14 protein-coding genes are annotated in these 20,984 nt (G+C 75.1%); 11 read left to right on the top strand and 3 right to left on the bottom strand.

The window, feature by feature from the left end:
* Nucleotides 1-264 precede the first annotated feature (264 nt).
* From ACYP53_RS34360 to ACYP53_RS34340, 5 genes are all read left to right on the top strand, one after another.
* Nucleotides 265-795, top strand: a complete 531-nt coding sequence (locus ACYP53_RS34360; protein ID WP_459650948.1) for an RNA polymerase sigma factor — start codon at nt 265-267, stop codon at nt 793-795.
* Entirely contained in the window at nt 792-1,643 is an 852-nt protein-coding gene (locus tag ACYP53_RS34355; protein WP_459650354.1) for a zf-HC2 domain-containing protein, read from the top strand. The genes ACYP53_RS34360 and ACYP53_RS34355 overlap by 4 nt, the downstream gene beginning before the upstream one ends.
* Nucleotides 1,644-1,731: 88 nt before the next feature.
* Entirely contained in the window at nt 1,732-2,538 is an 807-nt protein-coding gene (locus tag ACYP53_RS34350) for an ABC transporter ATP-binding protein (RefSeq protein WP_459650353.1), read from the top strand.
* A complete protein-coding gene (locus ACYP53_RS34345) occupies nt 2,535-3,932 on the top strand; it encodes a hypothetical protein (protein ID WP_459650352.1) in 1,398 nt (465 codons plus the stop codon). Before ACYP53_RS34350 ends, ACYP53_RS34345 begins: the two co-directional genes overlap by 4 nt.
* Nucleotides 3,929-4,495: a hypothetical protein gene (locus tag ACYP53_RS34340; protein WP_459650351.1), complete on the top strand. Its 567-nt coding sequence runs from the start codon at nt 3,929-3,931 to the stop codon at nt 4,493-4,495. The genes ACYP53_RS34345 and ACYP53_RS34340 overlap by 4 nt, the downstream gene beginning before the upstream one ends.
* 57 nt (nt 4,496-4,552) lie before the next feature.
* On the opposite strand, the gene ACYP53_RS34335 is transcribed toward ACYP53_RS34340, so the two are convergent.
* Entirely contained in the window at nt 4,553-5,680 is a 1,128-nt protein-coding gene (locus ACYP53_RS34335; protein WP_459650350.1) for an NADH:flavin oxidoreductase, read from the bottom strand.
* A 260-nt stretch (nt 5,681-5,940) separates the two neighbouring features.
* Nucleotides 5,941-6,429, bottom strand: a complete 489-nt coding sequence (locus tag ACYP53_RS34330) for an Lrp/AsnC family transcriptional regulator (protein WP_229928712.1) — start codon at nt 6,427-6,429, stop codon at nt 5,941-5,943.
* A gap of 161 nt (nt 6,430-6,590) precedes the next feature.
* Between ACYP53_RS34330 and ACYP53_RS34325 the strand changes: the two genes are divergently transcribed.
* The 5 genes from ACYP53_RS34325 to ACYP53_RS34305 all read left to right on the top strand — a co-directional run bounded on the left by ACYP53_RS34325 (nt 6,591) and on the right by ACYP53_RS34305 (nt 17,939).
* Nucleotides 6,591-8,264 carry a PLP-dependent aminotransferase family protein gene (locus tag ACYP53_RS34325; RefSeq protein ID WP_189917845.1) on the top strand — a complete coding sequence of 558 codons (1,674 nt, stop codon included), beginning with the start codon at nt 6,591-6,593 and terminating at the stop codon, nt 8,262-8,264.
* 295 nt (nt 8,265-8,559) lie between these two features.
* Nucleotides 8,560-9,384 carry a hypothetical protein gene (locus tag ACYP53_RS34320; RefSeq protein ID WP_459650349.1) on the top strand — a complete coding sequence of 275 codons (825 nt, stop codon included), beginning with the start codon at nt 8,560-8,562 and terminating at the stop codon, nt 9,382-9,384.
* 19 nt (nt 9,385-9,403) lie between these two features.
* Nucleotides 9,404-11,572 (top strand): CHAT domain-containing protein, encoded by a 2,169-nt coding sequence (locus tag ACYP53_RS34315; RefSeq protein WP_459650348.1) that lies wholly within the window; start codon nt 9,404-9,406, stop codon nt 11,570-11,572.
* Nucleotides 11,569-16,674, top strand: coding sequence for a hypothetical protein (locus ACYP53_RS34310; RefSeq protein WP_459650347.1), 5,106 nt, complete (start codon nt 11,569-11,571; stop codon nt 16,672-16,674). The genes ACYP53_RS34315 and ACYP53_RS34310 overlap by 4 nt, the downstream gene beginning before the upstream one ends.
* Nucleotides 16,671-17,939: a hypothetical protein gene (locus ACYP53_RS34305; RefSeq protein WP_459650346.1), complete on the top strand. Its 1,269-nt coding sequence runs from the start codon at nt 16,671-16,673 to the stop codon at nt 17,937-17,939. Before ACYP53_RS34310 ends, ACYP53_RS34305 begins: the two co-directional genes overlap by 4 nt.
* Before the next feature lie 470 nt (nt 17,940-18,409).
* Here ACYP53_RS34305 and ACYP53_RS34300 read toward each other — a convergent pair whose 3' ends face one another.
* Nucleotides 18,410-19,810, bottom strand: a complete 1,401-nt coding sequence (locus ACYP53_RS34300; RefSeq protein ID WP_459650345.1) for a COG1470 family protein — start codon at nt 19,808-19,810, stop codon at nt 18,410-18,412.
* 225 nt (nt 19,811-20,035) lie between these two features.
* Here ACYP53_RS34300 and ACYP53_RS34295 point away from each other — a divergent pair, with 225 nt between their 5' ends.
* Nucleotides 20,036-20,791 carry a response regulator transcription factor gene (locus tag ACYP53_RS34295; protein ID WP_459650344.1) on the top strand — a complete coding sequence of 252 codons (756 nt, stop codon included), beginning with the start codon at nt 20,036-20,038 and terminating at the stop codon, nt 20,789-20,791.
* Nucleotides 20,792-20,984: the final 193 nt, after the last annotated feature.

Raw genomic sequence — 20,984 nt, 5'->3', positions numbered from 1 at the left:
CTGCGCCGCGCTGATCGGCGGGATTCGGCCACGCCTTTTTGTTGAATGCAAGACATTTCAGGTGCGCCCGCCTGATTGCGGAACAGATGCCCGGAATCGCCACCCGCCGTTCGGGGGGTGCGGCCCCCATCGAACGGCGGAGGGGCGGCGGAGAAGCGGCGGGGCGACCGCGGGGATGTGACGCAGGTCACGGCATCCGCAGAACCCGGGCGCGGCACCCCGCGTCTGGCTGGTGTGAGATCACGCAGGAGAACAGTGGACCAGCTGGACGAGGAAGGCCTCGTCAAGCGGGTGGCCAAGGGCGACCGCGGGGCGTTCGACGAGCTGTACCGGCGGACGTCGCCGTGGCTGGCGGTGCGGTTGCGCCGCCGGTGCGCGGACGAGCAGATCGTCGCCGAGGTCATGCAGGAGACCTATCTGGCGGTGTGGCGCGCGGCCGGCGCGTTCGCCGGGAGCGCGGTCGGCGGGACGGCCGTCGGCTGGTTGTGGACGATCGCGGCGCGCCGGCTGGTCGACGCGTTCCGGCGCCGCGCCCACCACGCCGAGCCGCCCGCCGCCGCGGCCGAGCGGGCGGTGGTGCCCGCGGCCGAAGACGAGGCGCTCGCCGGGACCGTCGGCGGCGACGTCGGGGACGCTCTGCGCCGGCTGGCGCCGGAGCTCCGAGAGGTACTGCAGGCCACGGTGCTGGACGGGCTCTCCGTCCGGGAGACCGCCGTCCTGCTCAGACTGCCCGAGGGCACGGTCAAGACCCGCGCCCGCCGGGCCCGGATCGCGATGCGGGAGGCGCTGGCATGAGGGGCGGTACGAACGGGGAACACGCGTCGAGGCGGTTGATCGACGACTACGCGCGGGGTGACGCGGCGATGGCCGCGGACACGGTGTGGGCGCTGGAGGCCCACCTGGAGGCGTGCGCGCCGTGCCGGAGCCTGCTGGCGGCCTCGGTGGCCACCGGGGCGCCCGAGGTCGCCGCGCTCGTCGACACCGTCCGGGCCGGTCTGGAGCCGCAGTTGGACGCGGCCGCCGGGGTGCGCCCGCGGCGGTACCGGCCGCGGTGGGTGTCGGCCTGGCTGACGCCGGTGCTGGCGCCGTGGCTGGCGATGACGGCCGCCGTGACCCTGCTGGCGCTGCTGCTGGACGCGGTCGCGTCGCCGACCTCGGTCGGCGGGGCCTCCCCGGCGTCGTCGATCGCGCCGGTGCTGCCGCTGTGCGGCGTGGCCCTGTCCTGGTCGCGCGCCCTGGACCCGGCGTACGAACTGACGGCCTCGACGGCCCGGGCCGGCCTGCCGCTGCTCCTGCGGCGCACCACGGCGGTCCTCCTGGTGGTGCTGCCCGGGCTCCTGGTGGGGGGTTGGCTGACCGGGACCATGTCGGCCGCGCAGTGGCTGCTGCCCTCGCTGGCCTTCACCTCCACCGCCCTGGCCCTGGGCAGCGTGGTCGGCGTGACCCGCGCCGCCACCGGGCTGGCGGCCGTGTGGGGCGCCGTCGTCGTGGCGCCCGCCTGGATCACCGGCCACCTCAGCGGCCACCTCCCGCTCGCCCCGGGGCTCCTGCTGCAGCCGGACCGGCTGCCGGTGTGGGGGCTGCTCCTCGCGCTCGGTACCGGCGCCGTGATCGCCCGCAGGAACGCGTACTCGACGCTGTGAGAGCGCCCGCCGTGAGAGCGCCCGCCGTGAGAACGCCCGCTGTGAAAACGCTGTGACAACGTTGTCGACCCTCGAAGGGGACCACCGCATGACATCCGTGACGAGCGTGGCCGACACCGCGCCCAAGACCTACGCCTGGGAGATCCGGGCCGAGGACCTGAGGGTGCGGGTCGGACGGAAGATGGCCGTGGACGGGCTCGACCTGTCCCTGGGCATCGGCACCCACGGCCTGCTCGGGCCCAACGGGGCGGGGAAGACCACCCTGATCCGGGCGCTGGCCACCGTGCTGCGCCCCGCCGGGGGTGAACTGGAGCTGCTCGGCACCGCCGTGGGCGGGCTGGGCGACCACCGGGCGCTGCGCCGCCGGATCGGCTACCTGCCGCAGGAGTTCGGCTACTACAAGCGCTTCACGGTGCGTGAGTTCGTCGAGTACATGGCCTGGTTGAAGGAGGTGCCAAAGGCGGCCGTCCCGGCGGCCGTCCAGCGGGCCGTGGAACGGGTGGGCCTGGCGGACCGCGCCGACCACCGGATGAAGACCCTGTCCGGCGGCATGGTGCGGCGGGCCGGCATCGCGCAGGCCATCGTCAACGATCCCGCGGTGCTGCTGCTGGACGAGCCGACGGCCGGCCTGGACCCGGCGCAGCGGCTGCGGTTCCGCGAACTGCTCCAGGAACTGGGCCGCGACACCTGCGTGGTGGTCTCCACCCACCTGGTCGAGGACGTCGCGGCGGCCTGCTCCGACGTGGTGCTGTTCGCCGACGGCCGCCTCGTCTTCCAGGGCACGCCGGACGACCTGGCCGCGGCGGGCGGCCCCGAGCACCCGGGCGACAGCCCCCTGGAGCGCGGCTACTCGGCGCTGCTCCGCAACTCCGGCCGGCCGGGAGGCACCTGGTGAACGCACGTGTCCTGCGCACCGAACTGAGGCGTTCGGTCGCCCCCTGGCCCGGCGTCGTCGTCCTGGCCGGCAGCCTGGCGGTCTTCTTCCTGATCGACGGCATCTGGTGGAAGGGCACCGCCGGGTGGACGGCCCAGTGGACCTCCATGGCGATGTGGACCCGCTACCTGCTGGCCTTCTGGTGGCCGCTCGTGGTGGGCATGGGAGCCGTGTACGGGCTGCGCGACTCCCGCTCGCGGATGGCCGAACTGCTGGTCACCACACCGCTGCCGGCCTGGCGCCGGGCGACGCTGCCGGCCGGTGCGACGGCGCTCGCGGTGACGGCGGGCTTCGGCCTGCTGGTGCTCGTCGGCGGGGCCCAGGTGGCCCTCGGCCGGACCACCTACGCACCGCTCGGCTGGCTGCCGATCTCGCTGGTGGCGGCGCTGGCCCTGGTCGCGGGGGCCGTGTTCGGCATGGGCGTCGCGCGGGCCCTGCCCCATGTGCTCACCCCGCCCGCCCTGGTGGTGTCCTTCCTCGCACTGACCAGCTTCCTGCGGGCGCGGACCGAGGGGCTGGTGCCGTCGGGCAACGCGCCGAACCAGATCTTCCTGCTGTCCCCCGCGGTCGCGGACCCGCGGGAGATGCTGCTGACGCTGTCCGGCTCGGTGCACCTCGGACAGACGCTCTGGCTACTCGGCCTGCTCGCCACCGGCTTCGCCCTGCTGTCGGCCGTGACCCGCCGGGCCCGGCTGCTCGCCGTGGTCCCGGTCCTGGCCGGCGCGGCCCTGGCACTGCTCGTCCTGCCCGCCGATCCGCGCGACTCCTACGTCGTGGACAGGACCGCCGCGGCCCTGGTCTGCGACGGACCGGTCTGCGTGACCCGGGCGAACCGCGCCCGCCTGGACGAGCTCGCACCGCGCGGCAACGAGGCACTGAACGTGCTGCGCGGCCTCCTGGGCGACCGGGCACCGCACTCGGTGCGGGAGGACGACAGGCCGCGCGAACTCGGCGGCGACCGCGGGCTCGACGCCGACGTGGTGCTGGTCGACTTCGACGAGCGGCTGTTCGCCGACGCGACGGGAGACGCGTTGACCCGGGCGCTCATCTCCCAGGGGCTGACACCCAACTGCCGCGGGAACAACGACCGCGAGGGCGGGGGGAGCAGCGGCATCGCGCTCCAGAGCATCGCCGTGAGCTGGGCCCTCCACGACCCCCAGCTCCGGCCGCTGACGGAGAAGGGCTCCGACGCCTACTCCGCCAAGACCTGGGCGGAGGCCGACGCGGCCTGGCAGAAGCTGACGGCGATGCCGCCGGCCGAGCAGCGCTCCCGGATCGTCGAGCTGCGCGCCGGCGCCTTCTCCTGCGCGCCCGGCGACCCGCTGCTGCCGCTGGCGGGGGAGGGGTCCCGATGAGGTGGCTGACGCTGTACGCCCGTTCACGGCAGGTGCCCGGTTCGGCCGCCGCCGTCGTGCTGGTCGGGCTGGCGGTGTGGGCGCTGGCCGAGCCCGGCCCGTCGAACCTGGGGACGGCGGTCCTCGTCCTCGGCGCGCACGTGGCGGCGGCCTCGGTCGGGCTCGGCGGCCAGGACGTGCTGCTGGACTGGACGGCCGCGATCCGGTGGCTGCCCCGCCGGGTGGCGCACGTGCTGCTGATCGGCGCGGTCGCCGGTGCGGCGCTGCTGGCGGTCCAGTCGGTGGGAACGGAGCTGGCCCCCACCGGGGTCGTCGTCCGGGACAGCGCGGGCCTGGTCGGCCTGGCCGCGCTCGGCGCGGTGCTGTGCGGGGCACAGCTCGCCTGGACCCTGCCGACCGGCTGGCTCGCGGCGGCCCTCCTCGTCCCGGTCCCGGGCGGCACCGCCGGAGAGGTGCTCAACTGGATGATCTTCCCCACCGGCACGACGGCGTCCGACCGGACGGCGTGGACCCTGCTGGCGACCGGCACCGTGGTGTACGCCCTGGCGGGGCCGCGGCGGTAGCGGGTCAGGGCCCGGCCGCCGGATCGACCGGCGGCCGGGCCCTCGGGGCGATGCGGGTCAGCTCAGGGTGCGGACCGCGGCGGCGTCGTAGGCCTGCAGGTCGGTGAAGCGGCCGGAGAGGACCTTGGCGGCCCACTGCGGGTCCTGGAGCAGGGCGCGGCCGACGGCGACCAGGTCGAACTCGTCGCGCTCCAGCCGGTCGAGGAGGTTGTCGATGCCCTGGACGGGGGCGCCCTCGCCCATGAAGGCGCGGACGAAGTCGCCGTCGAGGCCGACGGAGCCGACGGTGATGGCGGGGCGGCCGGTGAGCTTCCTGGTCCAGCCGGCCAGGTTGAGGTCCGAGCCGTCGAACTCGGGGACCCAGTAGCGGCGGGTCGAGGCGTGGAAGGCGTCGACGCCGGCCTCGGCGAGCGGGGTGAGGATCGCCTCCAGCTCCTGCGGGGTCTCGGCGAGGCGGGCGTCGTAGTTCTCCGCCTTCCACTGCGAGTAGCGGAAGATCACCGGGAACTCCGAGGAGACGGCCGCGCGCACCGCCGCGACGAGTTCGGCGGTGAACTTCGTCCGGGCGACCGGGTCGCCGCCGTAGCCGTCGGTGCGGCGGTTGGTGCCGGCCCACAGGAACTGGTCGAGCAGGTAGCCGTGGGCGCCGTGCAGCTCGACGCCGTCGAAGCCGATCCGCTCGGCGGCCGCGGCGGCCTCGGCGAAGGCGCCGATCACGGCGTCGAGGTCGGCCCGGGTCATCGCCCGGCCCGCGCCCTCGGTCCCGTCGAGCCGGATGCCGGACGGGCCGACGGCGGGGGCGTCGGCGACCGGCGGGTCGCCCTGCTTGCGCACCATGCCGATGTGCCAGAGCTGCGGCACGATGCTGCCGCCCGCCGCGTGGACGTCCTCGGCGACGCGGGCCCACCCGGCCAGCTGCTCCTCGCCGTGGAAGCGCGGGATGGAGTCGCTCTGGCCGGCGGACTCGTGGCCGACGTACGTCCCCTCGGTGACGATCAGGCCGACGCCCGCGGCCGCGCGGCGGGCGTAGTACGAGCGCACGTCCTCGCCGGGCACGCCGCCCGGGGAGAAGCTGCGGGTCATCGGCGCCATCACGATGCGGTTGGGCACGGTCAGCCCGTTGATCGTGACGGGCCGGGAGAGGATCTCGGCCGCGCGGGAGGTCGACGGCTCGGTGACGGTCATGGGGATTCCTCGCAGATAGCGGTGCGTCCATTCGGTGCTGCGCGGTGCGGTGTCGGTCGGTGCCGCGCGGTGCGCCGGTGTGGAGACGGTTGCCCGTGCCAACCACCGCGGTGGCCCCGGCATTTCACCGGCCGTCGGAATCCCGCTGTGATCCGCGCCACTGGCCGTCGGTTGCCGGTTGCCGGTCGACGGTCCAGCCGGTCACTGGCCGCCGTCACCGGCCGCCGTCACCGGCCGGGGGCGTGCCCGTTCCGGAGCGGTCAGCCCTGCCCGAGGTAGTGCCGGCCCGGTATCTGTTCGAAGATCAGGTTGGTGCGGGTCTGGGCCACCGCCGGGTGGGTGGTGAGGTGGTCGACGACGAAGTCGCGCAGGGATTCGGGGCCGGCGACGCCGACGTGCAGGAGGTAGTCGTCGGAGCCGGCCATGTGGAAGACGGCCAGGACGCCCGGCAGGTCGGGGGCGGTGCCGCGGAAGCTCTCGTTCTGCTCGCGGGTGTGGGCGCGCAGCCGGACCGAGATCATCGCCTGGAGCGGCAGGCCGATGGCGGCCGGGTCGACGTCGGCGCGGTAGCCGCGGATGACGTCGCGGTCCTGGAGGGAGCGGACCCGGGCCAGGCAGGTGGAGGGGGCGATGCCCACCGCCTCGGCGAGGGCGTTGTTGGGGAGGCGGGCGTTGTCGGCCAGGGCACGGATGATCGCCCGGTCGGTGTCGTCGATGGGGGCCCGCCGGCGCTGCGGATTGTTCGGCATGAGTGCCAGGATCCCAGCCGATTCCGTCGATGAGCAAACCTGTTCGGGCTTCGGCCGAATCTTCTTCGGACGGTCTTCCGGGAATCGCCGGAAAGTTCCATCCTGGGCGGCGCGAGCGGTGAACGCCCCTCGACCCCCACCACGTCCGGAGCGCCCCGCCGATGAGCCCGACCGCCACCGCCACCAGTCCCTTCGCAGAGACCGAGACCGGGACCGTGACCGCCGTCGACCCGGGCCCGGAGCTGGACTGCGGCGACTTCGTGCTCCCCGCTGCCGGGCTGGACGACGCCCAGCGGCTGCGCGCGCTGGACACCGTGGACGAGTACCTGACGCGCAAGCGCGAGCACCTGGTCGGCTACCAGGCCACCCAGGACATGAAGGGCACCGCGCTGGACCTGGCCCGGTTCATGCCGAACAACATCAACAACCTCGGCGACCCGTTCCAGAGCGGCGGCTACAAGCCGAACACCAAGGTCGTCGAGCGCGCCGTGCTCGACTACTACGCCCGGCTGTGGCACGCGGAGCGCCCGCACGACCCGGCCGACCCGGAGTCGTACTGGGGCTACATGCTGTCCATGGGCTCCACCGAGGGCAACATGTACGCGCTCTGGAACGCCCGCGACTACCTCAGCGGCAAGGCGCTGATCCACCCGCCGGCCGCCCCCGGGGACGAGCTGCGCTACGTCCAGGCCGCGCCCGACCGGGACAACCCGAACGCCCACCGCCCGGTGGCGTTCTACTCCGAGGACACCCACTACTCCTTCGCCAAGGCCGTCCGGGTGCTGGCCGTCGAGACCTTCCACGCCGTCGGCCTGGAGCTGTACCCGGACGAGTGCCCGCTGGTCGACCCGGCCACCGGGCGCCGGGAGTGGCCGGCCGAGGTGCCCTCCGCCCCGGGCCCGTCCGGGTTCGCCTGGGACGGCCCGGGCTCGGTGGACGTGGACGCGCTCGCCGCGCTGGTCGAGTTCTTCGCCGCCAAGGGCCACCCGGTCTTCGTCAACCTCAACCTCGGCAGCACCTTCAAGGGCGCCCACGACGACGTCCGGACGGTCTGCGAGCGGCTGCTGCCGATCTTCGAGCGGTACGGCCTGGTGCGGCGCGAGGTGGCGTACGGGACGGACCCGCGCACCGGGCGGCCGCTGGTCGACGTGCGTCGCGGCTTCTGGATCCACGTGGACGGCGCGCTCGGCGCGGGCTACGCGCCGTTCGCCCGGCTGGCCTCGCAGGACCCGGCGTACGGCTGGACTCCGGAGACGGAGCTGCCGGAGTTCGACTTCGGGCTCACCCTGCCGACCGCGGGCCACGGCGAGGTCGACATGGTCTCCTCGATCGCGATGAGCGGCCACAAGTGGGCGGGCGCGCCGTGGCCCTGTGGCATCTACATGACGAAGGTGAAGTACCAGATCTCGCCGCCGTCCCAGCCGGACTACACGGGCGCCCCCGACACCACCTTCGCCGGCTCCCGCAACGGCTTCTCCCCGCTGATCCTCTGGGACCACCTGTCCCGCCACTCCTACCAGGACCAGGTCGACCGGATCCGGACCGCGCAGGAGCTCGCCGACTACCTGGAGCGGCGCCTGCTGGCCATGGAGCACGAGCTCGGCGTCGACCTCTGGCCGGCCCGCACCCCGGGCGCGGTCACCGTGCGGTTCCGCAAGCCGAGCGCCGAGCTGGTGGCCAAGTGGTCGCTGTCCTCGCAGGACGTGCTGCTCGTCCCGGGCGACGAGTCCACCCGCCGCAGCTACGTGCACGTCTTCGTGATGCCCTCGGTCGACCGCGCGAAGCTGGACGCGCTGCTCGCCGAACTCGCCGAGGACCCCGCCGTTCTGGGCTGATCCACCGGCCGGGTCCGTAGCCCGCTGTGACGCCGGGTCCGTAGCGCGCTGTGACGCCGGATCCGGGGGCGCCGGGCCGCGCGGACCGCACCGGCTGCGAAGGGTGACGGAATGCCGGGTGCGGCGGTGGGGGGCCTTTTGACACGCCGTTTTGCGGCGACTAGCGTGAATTCAAAGGGCGCCGCTCCTGGTCGGCCTTTGAACCACCGGCCGGTGGAACGCATTCCGCCTGTCGACGAACTCCTCAGGGAGCGAGCCCGGTCTCCTTTCCGCCGCACGGCCTGCGGGAGGCGCGATGAACGGCTACGACGTCTACTGCAAGGCGATGACGGGGGATCAATGGCGGGGCTGGTGGGTGACTTGGCCCCCGTCGAGCCGCGTTCGCCTGGGTGACGTGCTCGACCGGCAGGACTCGGTCCGGAGGGCGGGCAGCCTGGCCGACCGCGGTGTCTCGTTCATTTCCGAGGACGGGACTCCGCCGGGTCTGTTCGTTTACGATTCGAACAAGTCCGTGAGTGTGCGTTTCAAAGCCGCCGGGGCCGCTCCCGATCCCCTTTCCGGACTGAGCGCGATCGACGCCGGTGCGTCGGTCACGTTCGGAAAGGAGAACACGGCGTTCGTGGTGTTCCGCGGTATCGCGCAGACGGGGATCGCCGATGTCCGGAGCCTGGCGAACGACCTGGCGACGCTGTGGTGGAACAAGGCCTGGGACGAGTCGCTGCTGGCCGTCACCAGCGTGGTCTCCGCCCGCGGTGGCACCGTTCTCGCGGCGGCGGCCGCGGGCGCGACGGCGGAGCTCAAGGTGGCCGCGTCGGCCGGCGTCGCGGGGGTGCTCCAGCTGGCCGACCTGGCGCTCGACGCCTCGGTCGTCCACCGCAGTGCCCTCGGCGCGGAGTGGACCGGCGCGGACGTCACGCCCTTCTACCAGGTGGTGCGGCTGCGCGAGAACTGGCGGGGCAAGGTGCACGCCGAGTACGGGCCGCGGCAGCCGGGCCACGGGGCCCTGCCCACCGCCCTTCCCCCCTTGCTGACCGAGGAGATCCGGGACGACCCCGCCGCCGTCCTCGGCCCGGTGGACGAGGCCGAGCAACTGCCGTTCGCCCCTTCGCGGGGCGGCTGACCCGCCGTCCGAGGCCGTGATGACGAGCGTCCGATTCCGCCTCGCACCCGGTCCGCCCGAGCCGGCGGGCACGGGTGACGGTCCCGCCAGGGTCGGTCTGCGGGTGGCGGGGCTCGAACCGGGCCCGCCGCGGGAGGCGGTGGAGGACCTGGACCTCGCGGAGGCCGCCGGGTGCGCCGAGGACCTGACCGGGGTGCTCGGCCCGGGGACCACCGACCAGCGGCGGAAGGCGGCGGGCGAGCGGCTGTTCGCCCTGCTGACCCCCGGCACCGTGGGCGCGCTCTGGGGCCGGGTGCGGGCGGGCGCGCGGGCGGAGGACACCGGGGCGGACCCGGTGCGGCTGAGCCTGGAGATCGCGGTCGAGGACCTGCGGCGGCTGCCGTGGGAGCTGCTCCGGGACGGCGGGAGCTGGATCTTCCACGACCCGAGGCTGCTGGTCTCACGCCGGCACGCGCCCGCGCACCTCCCCGTCCCCGGCTTCCCCGGCGCGGAGGGCGACGGCGACGGCAACGGCGAGGCGCCGGCCGACGCCGGGCGGCGGCCGGCCGGGCCCGCCGAGCTCGGGCCGCTGCGGGTGCTGCTCGTGGTCTGCAACCCGCTCGACCGGACGGACCTCGCCGACCAGGAGCACGCCACGATCGCGGCGGCGCTGGGCACCTCGCCCGGCCGCGCGCACCTCCAGGTCCTCGAAGGCCCGTCGCACCAGCGGCTCTTCGACGAGGTCCGGACGTGGCGCCCGCACGTCCTGCACTTCGTCGGCCACGGCATGCCCGCGGTGGAGGGGGCCGCCGCCGCCCTGCCGTTCAACTGGGCCACCCGGGAGAACCCCGAGGTCGACCCGAAGGAGCAGTGGAGCCTGGAGTCCGAGGACATCGCCGAGCTGCTGGACGAATGGCGGCCCCGGCTCGTCGTCCTGAACGCCTGTCGGACGGCGGCCGACCCGGTGGACAAGCTCGGCGGCCTCGCCCACGCCTTCCTCGAGGCCGAGGCCGAGGCGGTGGTGTCGATGCAGGCCGACATCGACTCGCCGGCCGGCGTCGCCTTCGCCTGCGCGCTCTACCGGGAGGTGGTGAAGGGGCTCGCGGTGGACCGGGCCGTGCACACCGCCCGTCGGGAACTGCGCAACCGCTTCAGCGAGCAGGGGTACTGGGCGCTCCCGGTGCTGGCCACGCAGCGTGACCCGGAGGCGGCCCTGGCGATCCGCTTCGTGCCGACCGAGCGGTCCATCACCACGCTCTGTGAGAACTCGCTCTACCGCGACCTGAAGCTCTTCGTGGACCGCGCGGACGAGCGCCGGGTGGCGTGGCAGGCCCTCGACCCCGTCGGGCCGCAGGAGGGCCGTCCGCTGCTGGTCATCTCCGGGCAGTCGCGGGTCGGGTCCCGGTGCACCGGCAAGACCTGGTTCACCCGCTCCTGCCTGCTGAGCTGCTTCCTGCACGGGCACCGCATCACCTACGTGGACCTGAGGAGTCGGCCTTCCGGCGGCGCCGGCGGAGAGCCCGGCAGCACCCACAAGGACTGGCTGGGCCTGCTCCGGGCGGTGCGTGACGGCTGCCTGGACGACAGCCAGCCGGAGCCGATGCGGCCGGAGGCCTTCTCCGCGTTCAACGCCGAACTCAACGCGCTGGTCGCGGGCGCCGTGCCGGTGACGGCCGGGCCCGGCGCCGCGCCCGCCGAACCGGTCGCGGACCAGGGCCGGCCGTTCGACGAACAGGTCGGGCAGGCGGACCGGCGCCGGGCGGGGATCTTCCGGGCCTTCCTGGACGCCCTGCACGCGGCCGACCCGGACCCCGACCGCGTCCACGTCCTCGCCCTCGACCACGCCGAGTTCCTGCTGCCCGAGATGTGCCGGCAGGCCGTCTACCCCGAACTGATCGAGCCCGTCGCGCGGCGGCGGGAGGCACCGCTGAGGCTGCTCCTGGTCACCACCAAGGACTGGATCGACCGGGGCGCACTGCCCCCGGAGGACGGCGGGTGGTGGCAGCCGGTGCTGACGCTCGGGGACTTCCCGGACCGCGACTACCTGCGTCTGGCCGACGAGTACTGCCAGCGGGCGGGCCTGAACTTCGCCGCGGAGGAGGTCCGGGGCGCGTTCGAGGGATACACGAAGATGATCTCCAGGCGGGGCGGCGTCGCGGTCGACCTCTTCCGAACGATCCGGCAGACCCTGTACGGAGCGGACACATGACCGGATCGATCGAGCAGATCACCGCCTTGATCGAGGCCGGTGCCGACTTCGACGAGATCCGTCGGCGGATGCTCCCGGCGGGGTGGGAGCCCCTGCTCAAGGCCTGCGCCGCCGCCGGCGTCTTCGACCGGGAGCTCTTCGACCGCGTCCTCCGGCCGTCCGCCGGTCCCGGCCCGCCCGGGCTGGACCGGCTGGTCGAGCGGGAGGTCGTCGAGCCGGCGCCCGGCGAGCCGGGCCGCTACCGGCTGTCGCAGGACGACCGCGCGGCCTACATGAAGCTCTGGCTCGTGGACTGGGCCGGCGGCGCGGCGCCCCGGGACCTGGCGAAGCTGGAACGGCGGCTCGCCGAGCACCGGGCCGCCGCCGGGGACCGGCGCGAGCAACTGCGCCACCTGCTGGTGGGCGACCGGAAGCGCGGGCTGCGGCTGTTCGACGAGCTCTTCACCGCGGCGGACACCGCCCGGGACTTCGCCCGCTGCCAGGACCTGCTGGACGTGCTCGCCGACGACGACCGCCTCTCCGTGTACGGCCCGGAGGTCGCCCGGGTCCGGGAGGACCGCGCGGGCTACGTACGGGCCCGGTGCCACTGGGCGGTGGACTACGCCCGCTGCGCGCAGTACCTGGCGCGGCCCGAACTGGAGGAGCAGGCCGCCGCCCTGCTGGCCGGCACCGACGTCCGGGCGTGGCAGCTGCACGGTGCGGCCGGGATGGGCAAGACCACCCGGCTGCGCTGGCTCGTCACCCGCTACTGCGCCGGCGCCGAGCGGGACGTCCCGTGCGCCCGGATCGACTTCGACGTGGTCTCCCCGGTGACCGTCGGCCGCCACCCGTGGCTGGCGCTGCTGGAGGCGGCCGCGCAGTTCGACGACCGCTGGGGCAAGCGGACCTTCGGCAGCCTGGACCGCTACGCGTCGTTCCGCAGCCTGCTCGGCCGCCGTCCGTCCGACCTGAGCCGCACCGCGGCCCAGGGCTTCCGGACCACCGGGGACCCGGACACGCTGCGGGCGGAGGTCACCCGGGTCTTCGTCGACCGGTTCAACGACGCCGCCGGAGACCGGCCGGCCCTGCTGGTCTGCGACACCACGGAGGAACTGCTGCTGCGGGGCACACCCGGAGTCGGCCGCTTCCTGGCGCTGCTGGGGGAGGTGCAGCAGGACTGCCCCGCGCTCCGCATCGTGCTGGCCGGCCGGTACGACCTGGCGACACGGGCCCCGGAGGCCCTGGCCGCGCTGAAGGGCGTCGAGTCCATCGAGGTGACGCCGTTCACCGACGAGCAGGCCGAGACCTACCTCCGCACCATCCGCGGCATCGCCGACCCCGGCAAACGGGCCGTCGCCCGACGGCGGGCCAACGGCCGGCCGCTGGTCCTCGCCCTGTTCGCCGACGCCATCGAGCTGGACCCGGACCTGGGCGTCGAGGCCCTGGAGAAGACCCGGGACCCGGTCATCCCGCCGCTGATCGAGCGGGTGGTGTGCCGGATCACCGAGGAGCCGGTGCGCTGGCTGCTGCGCTACGGCGTCGTCCCCCGCAAGCTGCGGCGCGAGGACCTGGCGGTGATGGCTCCGTTCCTGCGCAACATGGCGGGGCCCACCCCGAGCGACGACCCCAGGGCGGACACCGACGGCCTCGGCGGCCCGGACGCCTACCCGTTCACCCGGCCGCCCGGGACCACCGCCGAGCTCGACCGGATCTGGGCCGAGCTGCTCAACTACGCCGGCGGCTCCTCCTGGGTCTCGCAGGCCGCCGAGGACCCCTCGACGGTGGTCTTCCACCCGGACGTGCTGGTGCCCCAGCGGCTGCTCCTCGCCGACCACCCGGTCTTCGAGGACCTGCACCGCGCCTTCGCCCGGCACTTCGAACTGCTCGCCGAAGGGGCCCCGGACCGCTGGGCGGAGTTCACCCGGGAGGCGCTCTACCACCGGTTCCAGCCGGGCGACCCGCAGGCCGCCGCCGCCTGGCGGAGCGCACTGCGGCGGGCCCGGCAGGCCGACGCGCTCGACGAGCTGCACGAGCTCGCCTGCGAGGTGCTGGGCGGCGACTACCTGGACGAGGACGGCACGCCCCGGCGCGGCGGACGCGGGACGGCGCTGATCACCCACGCCGAGGTGGCCGAGGCCCGGCTCCAGGAGGCCTATGTGCTCGCCCGCCGGGCGCTGCGCGACCGGGTCGGGGCGGGGGACCCGCAGTGGGACGAGGTCGAGTACGCCCTGGAGCAGGCGGCCCGGGCCCGCGACGCCTCGCCCCGGGCCCTGCCCGTCCCCGGCGGGGAACACGTCGTGCGGGCGATGCTGCTGAACGCCGAGGGCCGGGCCGAGGCCGCCGTGCGCTGCGCCGAGCACGCGCTGACGGCGGCCGACCCGGACGAGCGCCTGGACGCGCTGCGCGTGCTCGGGGACAGCAGGGCCGCCGCCGGCGACCCGACCGCGCAGGACGCCTACCAGGAGGCCTTCGAGCTGGCCCTGCGCGAGGGCAAGGCCGTCCGGGCCGTCGAGATCGGCCTCGCCCTCGCCCGCGACCGCGAGGCGCACGGGCGGCTGGACGAGGCCCTGCGCTGGTGCGAACGGCTCGAACCGCTCGCCCCGCTCGCCGCCTCCCCGAGCCTGGTGCTCGCCCGGGCCGGGCTGCTGCTCGCCTGCCGGCGGCCCTGCGCCGCCCTGCGCGTCCTACGGCCCCTGCTCGGCACGGACGACCGGCCGGCCGCCGGCGGCGCGGCCGTCGACGCCGCCGTGGAGGCGGAACTGCTCCGGGCCCGGGCGGCGTTCATGCTCGGCCGGGAGGAGCGCGCCCGGACGGCCCTGGACCGCGCCACCCTGCTCACCGAACGCGTGCCCGGGGCGGCCCGCTACCGGTGGCGGGCCCGCATCCACCAGCTCGGCGGTGTGCTGTCCGGCGAACTGCTCGGGGTCGAGGAGGCGGAACGGTCCTTCCAGCAGGCCGAGAGCCTGTGGCAGGAACTCGGCTACCACGACGGCCACCCAACGTGCCGCTACCTCCACGCCCGCTTCCTGCTCCGCGACGTCGGCGACCTGGTGGAGGCGCGCGAACTGCTCGCCGCCGCCGGCCCCCGCACCGGCCCGCCGGCCGGCCGGTCGGCCACACCCGAGGACGAGTTCGCGCTCCGCACGGCCCTGCTCGCACGCGAGCTCGTCCTCGACGAGGGCGGCCGGCCCGACCCGGAGCGGCCGACCGCGGAACCGGCCCCGCGGCTGCCGCCCCGGCAGGCCGCCCTGCTGGCCACCCAGTGGATGGTCGAGGACTGGCGCAGGACCCGGCGCTCCGACCCCCCACCGCGCGACCGGGAGTCGGTCCAGGCGCTCGCCCACGCCCTGGAAGCCCTCGAACCGCCGTCCGCCCGGCTGTTCGTCCTGGACGAGCTGCGCCGTTGCCGGACCCCGCGCAAGGCCTCGGACACCGTGCTCGCCCCGCTGTACCGGGTGTTCCCCGCCGCCGACGACGCGCCGGACCCGCTGGACCGGGCCCTGCACCGGGCGCTGCTCGCCGAGCTCGACCGGCTGGCCGGCCGGCCCGACCGCGCCCATTCGGCCGTCGACGAGGCCCGGGCCGTCCTCCAGGAGGACACCTACCACCGGGACCCGCTGCAGTGGTGGCGCTGGTTCCGGGCCGGCACCCGGCTCGGCGTCCCCGACGAACCCGCGCGCGGCGACTACCCGTCGACCATCGCCGACCGCTTCCCGCTGCTGCACGCCGCCGTCCTGGCCGGGCTCGCCAAGGACGCCCGGCGGGCCGGCGACGCCGCGCGGGCCGGGGAACTGATCACCCGCGCGCTGGACGCCTCGGCCCGGGTGGCCCGGCCGACCCGCTGGGCGGCGGACACGCTGCGCACCTACGCGGAACTGGCCGACGACCCGGACGCGCGCTCGTCCGCCGACCGCCTCTACCAGCGGCTCGGCCGGCCGCAGCGCCCGGCCGAGCCCGTCCCGTCGCCGACCTGGCAGCCGCCGCAGGCCGCCGGGCAGCTGGCGATCCGCCTGACCGCCCCCGACGGCCTGCCGTCGGCGGACACCGAGGCGCTGCAGCGGCTGCTGTTCAACGACCCCGGGGCCGTGGTGGAGCGCCTGCGCGAGCCCCTGGCCGAGGCGCTCGGGGCGGTCCGGGAACCGGACCGGAACCGGGTGCTGCGCCTGGAGTCCGACGACGCCGCCGTCCACGCGCTGCCGTGGGAACTGGCCGTCACCGAGCCCCGGGGAGCGGGGCCGGGCGCCGGGCCGTACGGGTTCCGCACCCTGCCCGGCGCGGCCGAGCACGGCACCCTCGTCCAGTTGCAGACCTCGCTGCGCGACACGGTCGACCCGGACCTGCCGCTCGACGGCTTCCTCGGCCCGCGCACCCGGCGGGCCCTCGCGCTGGTGACCGGGCCGCGGGCCGCCGGCGGCCCCGAGCCGGACCCGGAGTCCCTGGCCGACCTGGCCCGGCAGCGGCAACGCCCCTCGACCGGCACGCCCACGGTGGTCATCGTGGCCCCGCCCACGGCCGTGCAGTACGGGTCCCGGGGCAGTCACCGGCTGTCCGGGGTGGCCCTCGCCGACGTCTACGCGTCCTTCGGCTTCACCGTCCGCTTCGTGGAGGCCGTCGACTCCGGCGATCCGCTGACCACCCGGCCGAGCCTGGTCCACGTCAGTGCCCCGCTGGAGGCCACCCCCAGGGGTCCGTACTTCGACATGTCCGTGGCGTACTCGGAGTCGCGGCTGGAGAGCAGGTCGCGGGGGTTCGACCTGCCGGCCGCCGCCCTGGCGGAGTGGCTCCGGGTGTCCCCGGACTGCGTGGTGGTGCTCGATCCGCCGGTGCCCGGGTCCCCGCTGGACATCCCCGAGCAGATGCTGTGGCGCAACCAGTTCGCGGCCCAGCTGTTCGCCAGGCTCCCCGCCGCCGCCGTGCTCGGCATCGGGCTGAACGAGTACCACACCTACGCGTCCGTCGCCCAGCTGGCGACCGCCGTCCGGGACCGGCGGCAACTGGCCGACGCCTTCCACGAGTTGGTGCTGGTCCGGAGCGGTCCGGTCTGGGAGGGCTCCACCTGGCGGGCCAGCGACACCACCCTGTTCGCCACCGCCACCACCTTCGCCGACCACGTCCTGTCATGACCGGCGCCGACCGCGAGGCGCGCAGCCGGGCCCGGACCCGCCACCTGGTCGCGAGCCTGGAGGCGGAGACCGTCCGCTGGACCGAGGCCACCGGGCCCGGCGAGCCGCTGGAGAAGCACCACAGCCAGGTGGCCTGCCTGGTGCGGCTGCTGCGCACCTGCCTGCGGGACCTGGACGGGCTCCCCGACCGCGAACTGACCGAGCCGGTCCTCGACCTCCACCACGTGTGGGACTTCTTCCGCGGCAAGCTCGTCCTGCGCTGCCTGCCGCAGTACCGGGACTTCCTGGAGACGGCCGACGAGCTCGCCTGGGCCTGCTACCAGCCGGCGCCGGCCGCGGCCGGGACGGGCCCCGGGGTGCCGCCGCTGGTCTTCCTCAACCGGGCCGAGGTCCCGTTCGCGGTCGGCCGCGGCCACGACTACCGGGAGCTCCTGCCCGGGGCCGTACGCACCCGCTCCGGCGAGGCGGCGGCGGGCACGCTGCCGTTCCCGATCATCGGCGTGCCCTGGCACCAGACCGAGCACCTGCCGGGGCTGCTCACCGTGGCGCACGAGGCCGGCCACCACGTCGAGGACGACTGCGGACTGGGGCTCGCGCTGCGGGCCAGGGTGCGGGGGAGCGGCCTCCCGTCCGAGCGCCAGCGGCTCTGGGAGGACTGGGTGACGGAGGTCTTCGCGGACGTCTGCGCCTGCCTGGCCTGCGGCCCCGCCTACCTCGACACGCTGTCCGACGCGCTGGCCGACCTCCCGCCGCTCGCCTTCGGCGGGTACCCGCCGAAGGAACTGCGGCTGAGGGCCTGCCGGAGCGTGTTCGAGCCGACCGCACCGGGTGCTGGCGAGCGGCCGGGGGAGGGGCCGGGTGAACCGTCGGGGGAGCAGGGCCCGTCGGACGAGGCGGCGGTGGTGGTCCGGGCGCTGACCGCCGACGGCTACGCCGAACTCGGCGGCCGGACCCTGCCGTCCGTGCTGACCTGCGCCGAGGCGTGGGAGCCGGAGGTGGCGGCCGGCCGGCTGCTGGCCGGCATGCCGTCGGGGACGGCCGACGCCCGGGCGTCCCTGGCCTCGGCGGCCGCCGCCTTCGCCCGCGATCCGGCCGGCTACGACGCGATGGGCGTCGGGCGGCGGGTGGTCCGGGAGGTCCTGGACCACCGCCCCAAGGGCCCCCGGGCCGCCACCCCCGCACCGGAGGCCGCCGACCGGCGGGCCACCGCCGCGGGGCACCTCCTCGCGGGCCTGCTCACCCGGACCGGGTCGTCCGCGGGCTGAGCGGCTGCGCTGCGATCGTCCGGGGCGTGATCCCCTCCGGTCCGGTCGTCCGGGGCCCGGGTCTCTTCGGTCCGATCGTTCGGACCGGAACGGTTCGGGCCCCGGCCCAACGTCCACCGCCGGTGCGCGCGGGGCAATCCGGGTGCCGGGCCGACGGGTCGTCAGTGGTCCACCGGGGCAGACTTCGCGGCCCGCGGGGGCCGGGCCGGTTGCCCTCGGAGGCCCTGTCCGGTTGCCCCGAAAGGGCAGACGCCCTCCGGTCGGCGCGGTACGGCGGCCTGGTCGGAGGGCGTTCGGCCCGACCGAAGTTACCGGCCGGTGTTGACATGGTCACAGGATGTAGGAGGAGATACGGGAGGGGGAGATACGAGACGGACGGGTCGGACAGGACCCGTCGGCATCATCGGGACAACCGGGGCGCTTCGCCCTCCCCGGTTGCCCGGGGAGGGAAGGTCATCCTGCGCGCCCAGTCAGTTCCCCTGTCGGAGATCGCTCAGCGTGCCGCTGATGTTGAGGAGTTCGTGGCAGGCGGCCGCCTGCTTGCCCGAGGCCGGAGTGCCCGGCGCCTCGCAGGTCACGCTCGCCGTCACCGTCTGGTCCCCGGACACCTGGATCGGGGTCACCCAGTGGTAGTCCTGGTTGCGGAAGGTCTCCAGGGCGATCGTGGTGATCGTCTGGTTCCCGGCCGTGATGGTCAGTAGCCCTTGGTCGCCCTGGAAGTTGGCCGCCACGATGTCCGTGATGTCGAAGACCTTGCCGTGCGGCACCTGGTAACTGCCCACGGCGGCGGCCGCGTTCGCGGTCTGCACGTCGATGGTGGCGGAGCTCTGCTGCCCGGTGCCCGGGACGGCCAGCCCGCCCGGACCGGTGGTGCGGCCGCCGGGGCCCGTGGTCGACTGCCCGGCCCCCGGCTTGGTCTGGCCGCCGGGGCTCGCGCCGCCGGGTTGCGTCGGCGCGCCGCCGTCCGGAGTGGCGGGGGCCGGCGCCGGGGTGGGGAGCTGCTGGGCGACGGCCTTCTCCGCGGCCTGCTTCGCGGAGCTGCGCACCGCCGGGCGGACCAGGGCGAACCAGGCCAGCAGCAGGGCGATCAGGGCCGCCAGAAGCGCGAGCAGCCACCAGGGGAAGATCGGCAGTTGAACGAACTCACCGTCCAGCAGCGGGCGTTGGACCGGCGTCGGGTCGGCCGCGGCGGTGTCGCCGCCCGGGCCCTTGCCGTCGGCCCCCTTGGCGCCTGTGCCCTTGCCGTCCGGCCCCTTGCCGTCCGCGCCCTGCTCCGGGCCGACCGTGACCTCGAACGGCCAGGAGGCCGGCTTGCCGAACCAGATCAGCTTGCGGGCGCGCGCCTGCACCCGCAGCTCCCCGGACTCGCCGGGTTCGAGGCGCAGCCGCTCCGGCGTGACCCGGAACCGCAGGTCCTCGCCGGCCTGTCCGGGAGCGAGGACGACGGTGGCGGGGGCGTTGCCGAGGTTGCGCACCGAGGCCCGGTAGCGTCCGCGGAGCCAGCCGCGACGGCGGCGGGGTGCGAGGGCGGCCTGCAGCTCGTGGAACGGCGTCACGGTGACCGTGGTCTCCGGGACCGTCACCAGCTCGGGGCGCTCCGTCGGCAGCACCCGGATGCCGAGCGGGAAGTCGCCGGCCCGCGCGGAGGGCGAACGCGGCGGGGCCAGGCGCACCGTCACCGTCTCGGACGTCCCCGGGAAGAGGGAGACCCGGGCCGGCTCGATCGTCGTCCACGCCGCACAATCACCGACCGCCTCCAGCGTGTACGCCTCAACGATGTCGAGGTCGTTGCGTACCGTCAGGGTCGTGGTGGCCACGCCACCGGGCGCCACCGTCAGCGCGGACAGGCCGAGTTCGGCGGATGTGGTCATGGCGTGACGGTAGGGCCGGGAGGGGGTCGGAGGAGAGGGCCGTGCGGGCAAGGCGTGGGCACACCCCTTGCCCGCGGGGGCGGACCGACCCTGCCCGCCGCCGTCCCGGCAGGCCGCACCCGACGCGGGAACCGCGGGGTCCGGGGCAGCCGGGCCCCGGCCGTAACCGCCCCACGGCCGGCCGGCCGTCACCACAGCAGTTCCACAGGAGATATGGAGTGTTCGATGACAACGACCGATACGACCCGCACCTGCCGGGGGGAATCCGTCACCACCAGGCGCACCGCACCGGCCCAGCGGTCCGGCAGCTCACTGCCCTCCGCACCGGGCCCCGCCGCCGCCCAGGTGCGTAGCAAGCCGGCCCAGGTGCGCGTGGCGGTGTACGCCGAGGACCTCATCCTGCAGACCGGTGTGGTCCAACAGCTGCGCCAGCGGCCCGAGGTGGAGCTGCTGAGCGAGAGCGAGGCGGCCGGCGCCGAGGTCTCCCTGCTGGTCGTCGACGCCCTGACCGAGACGGTGGCCGAGCACCTGCGCCGGCTGCGGCTCGCCACCTCGGGCCGGATAGGCCTGGTGGTGGGGCACTTCGAGGCCGGCGGGCTGCAGACGATCGTCGAGTACGGGGTCGCCGCCGTGCTGCGCCGCTCGGAGGCGGACCAGGACCGGCTGGTGCACCTCATCACCGCCCTGGCCAACGGTGAGGGCGTGATGCCCGGAGACCTGCTCGGCGAACTGCTCGACCGGATCGGGCTGCTCCAGCGCACCATGCTGGACGGCAAGGGCCTGACCCTGTCCACCTTGACGGCCCGGGAGGCGGAGATGCTCCGGCTGGTCGCCGAGGGCTTCGACACCAGCGAGATAGCCGCCAAGACCTCCTACTCCGAACGCACCGTCAAGAACGTGCTGCACGAGATCATCACGAGGCTGGGCCTGCGCAACCGGGCGCACGCCGTCGGGTACGCCATGCGGCGCGGCCTGATCTGAGGGGCGCGGCGGCTGTACCGGACCGACACGGGGGTGGCCCGGAACCGTCCGCCGCAAGACGCGCCATGGCCCGTCGGAGGCGAACCGCCCCCGGCGGGCTGCCCTTTGGGGACACGGTCGTTACCCCCGGCTCGGGCACCCGGGCTCTGTTCCCGGGCGTCCGGGCCGAGGAGACTGCCGGGAGAACGCCCCT

The sequence above is a fragment of the Kitasatospora sp. Ki12 genome (assembly GCF_054601375.1).
Note: the sequence above shows the minus strand (reverse complement) of the source record. Positions and strands in the feature narration are given on the sequence as shown.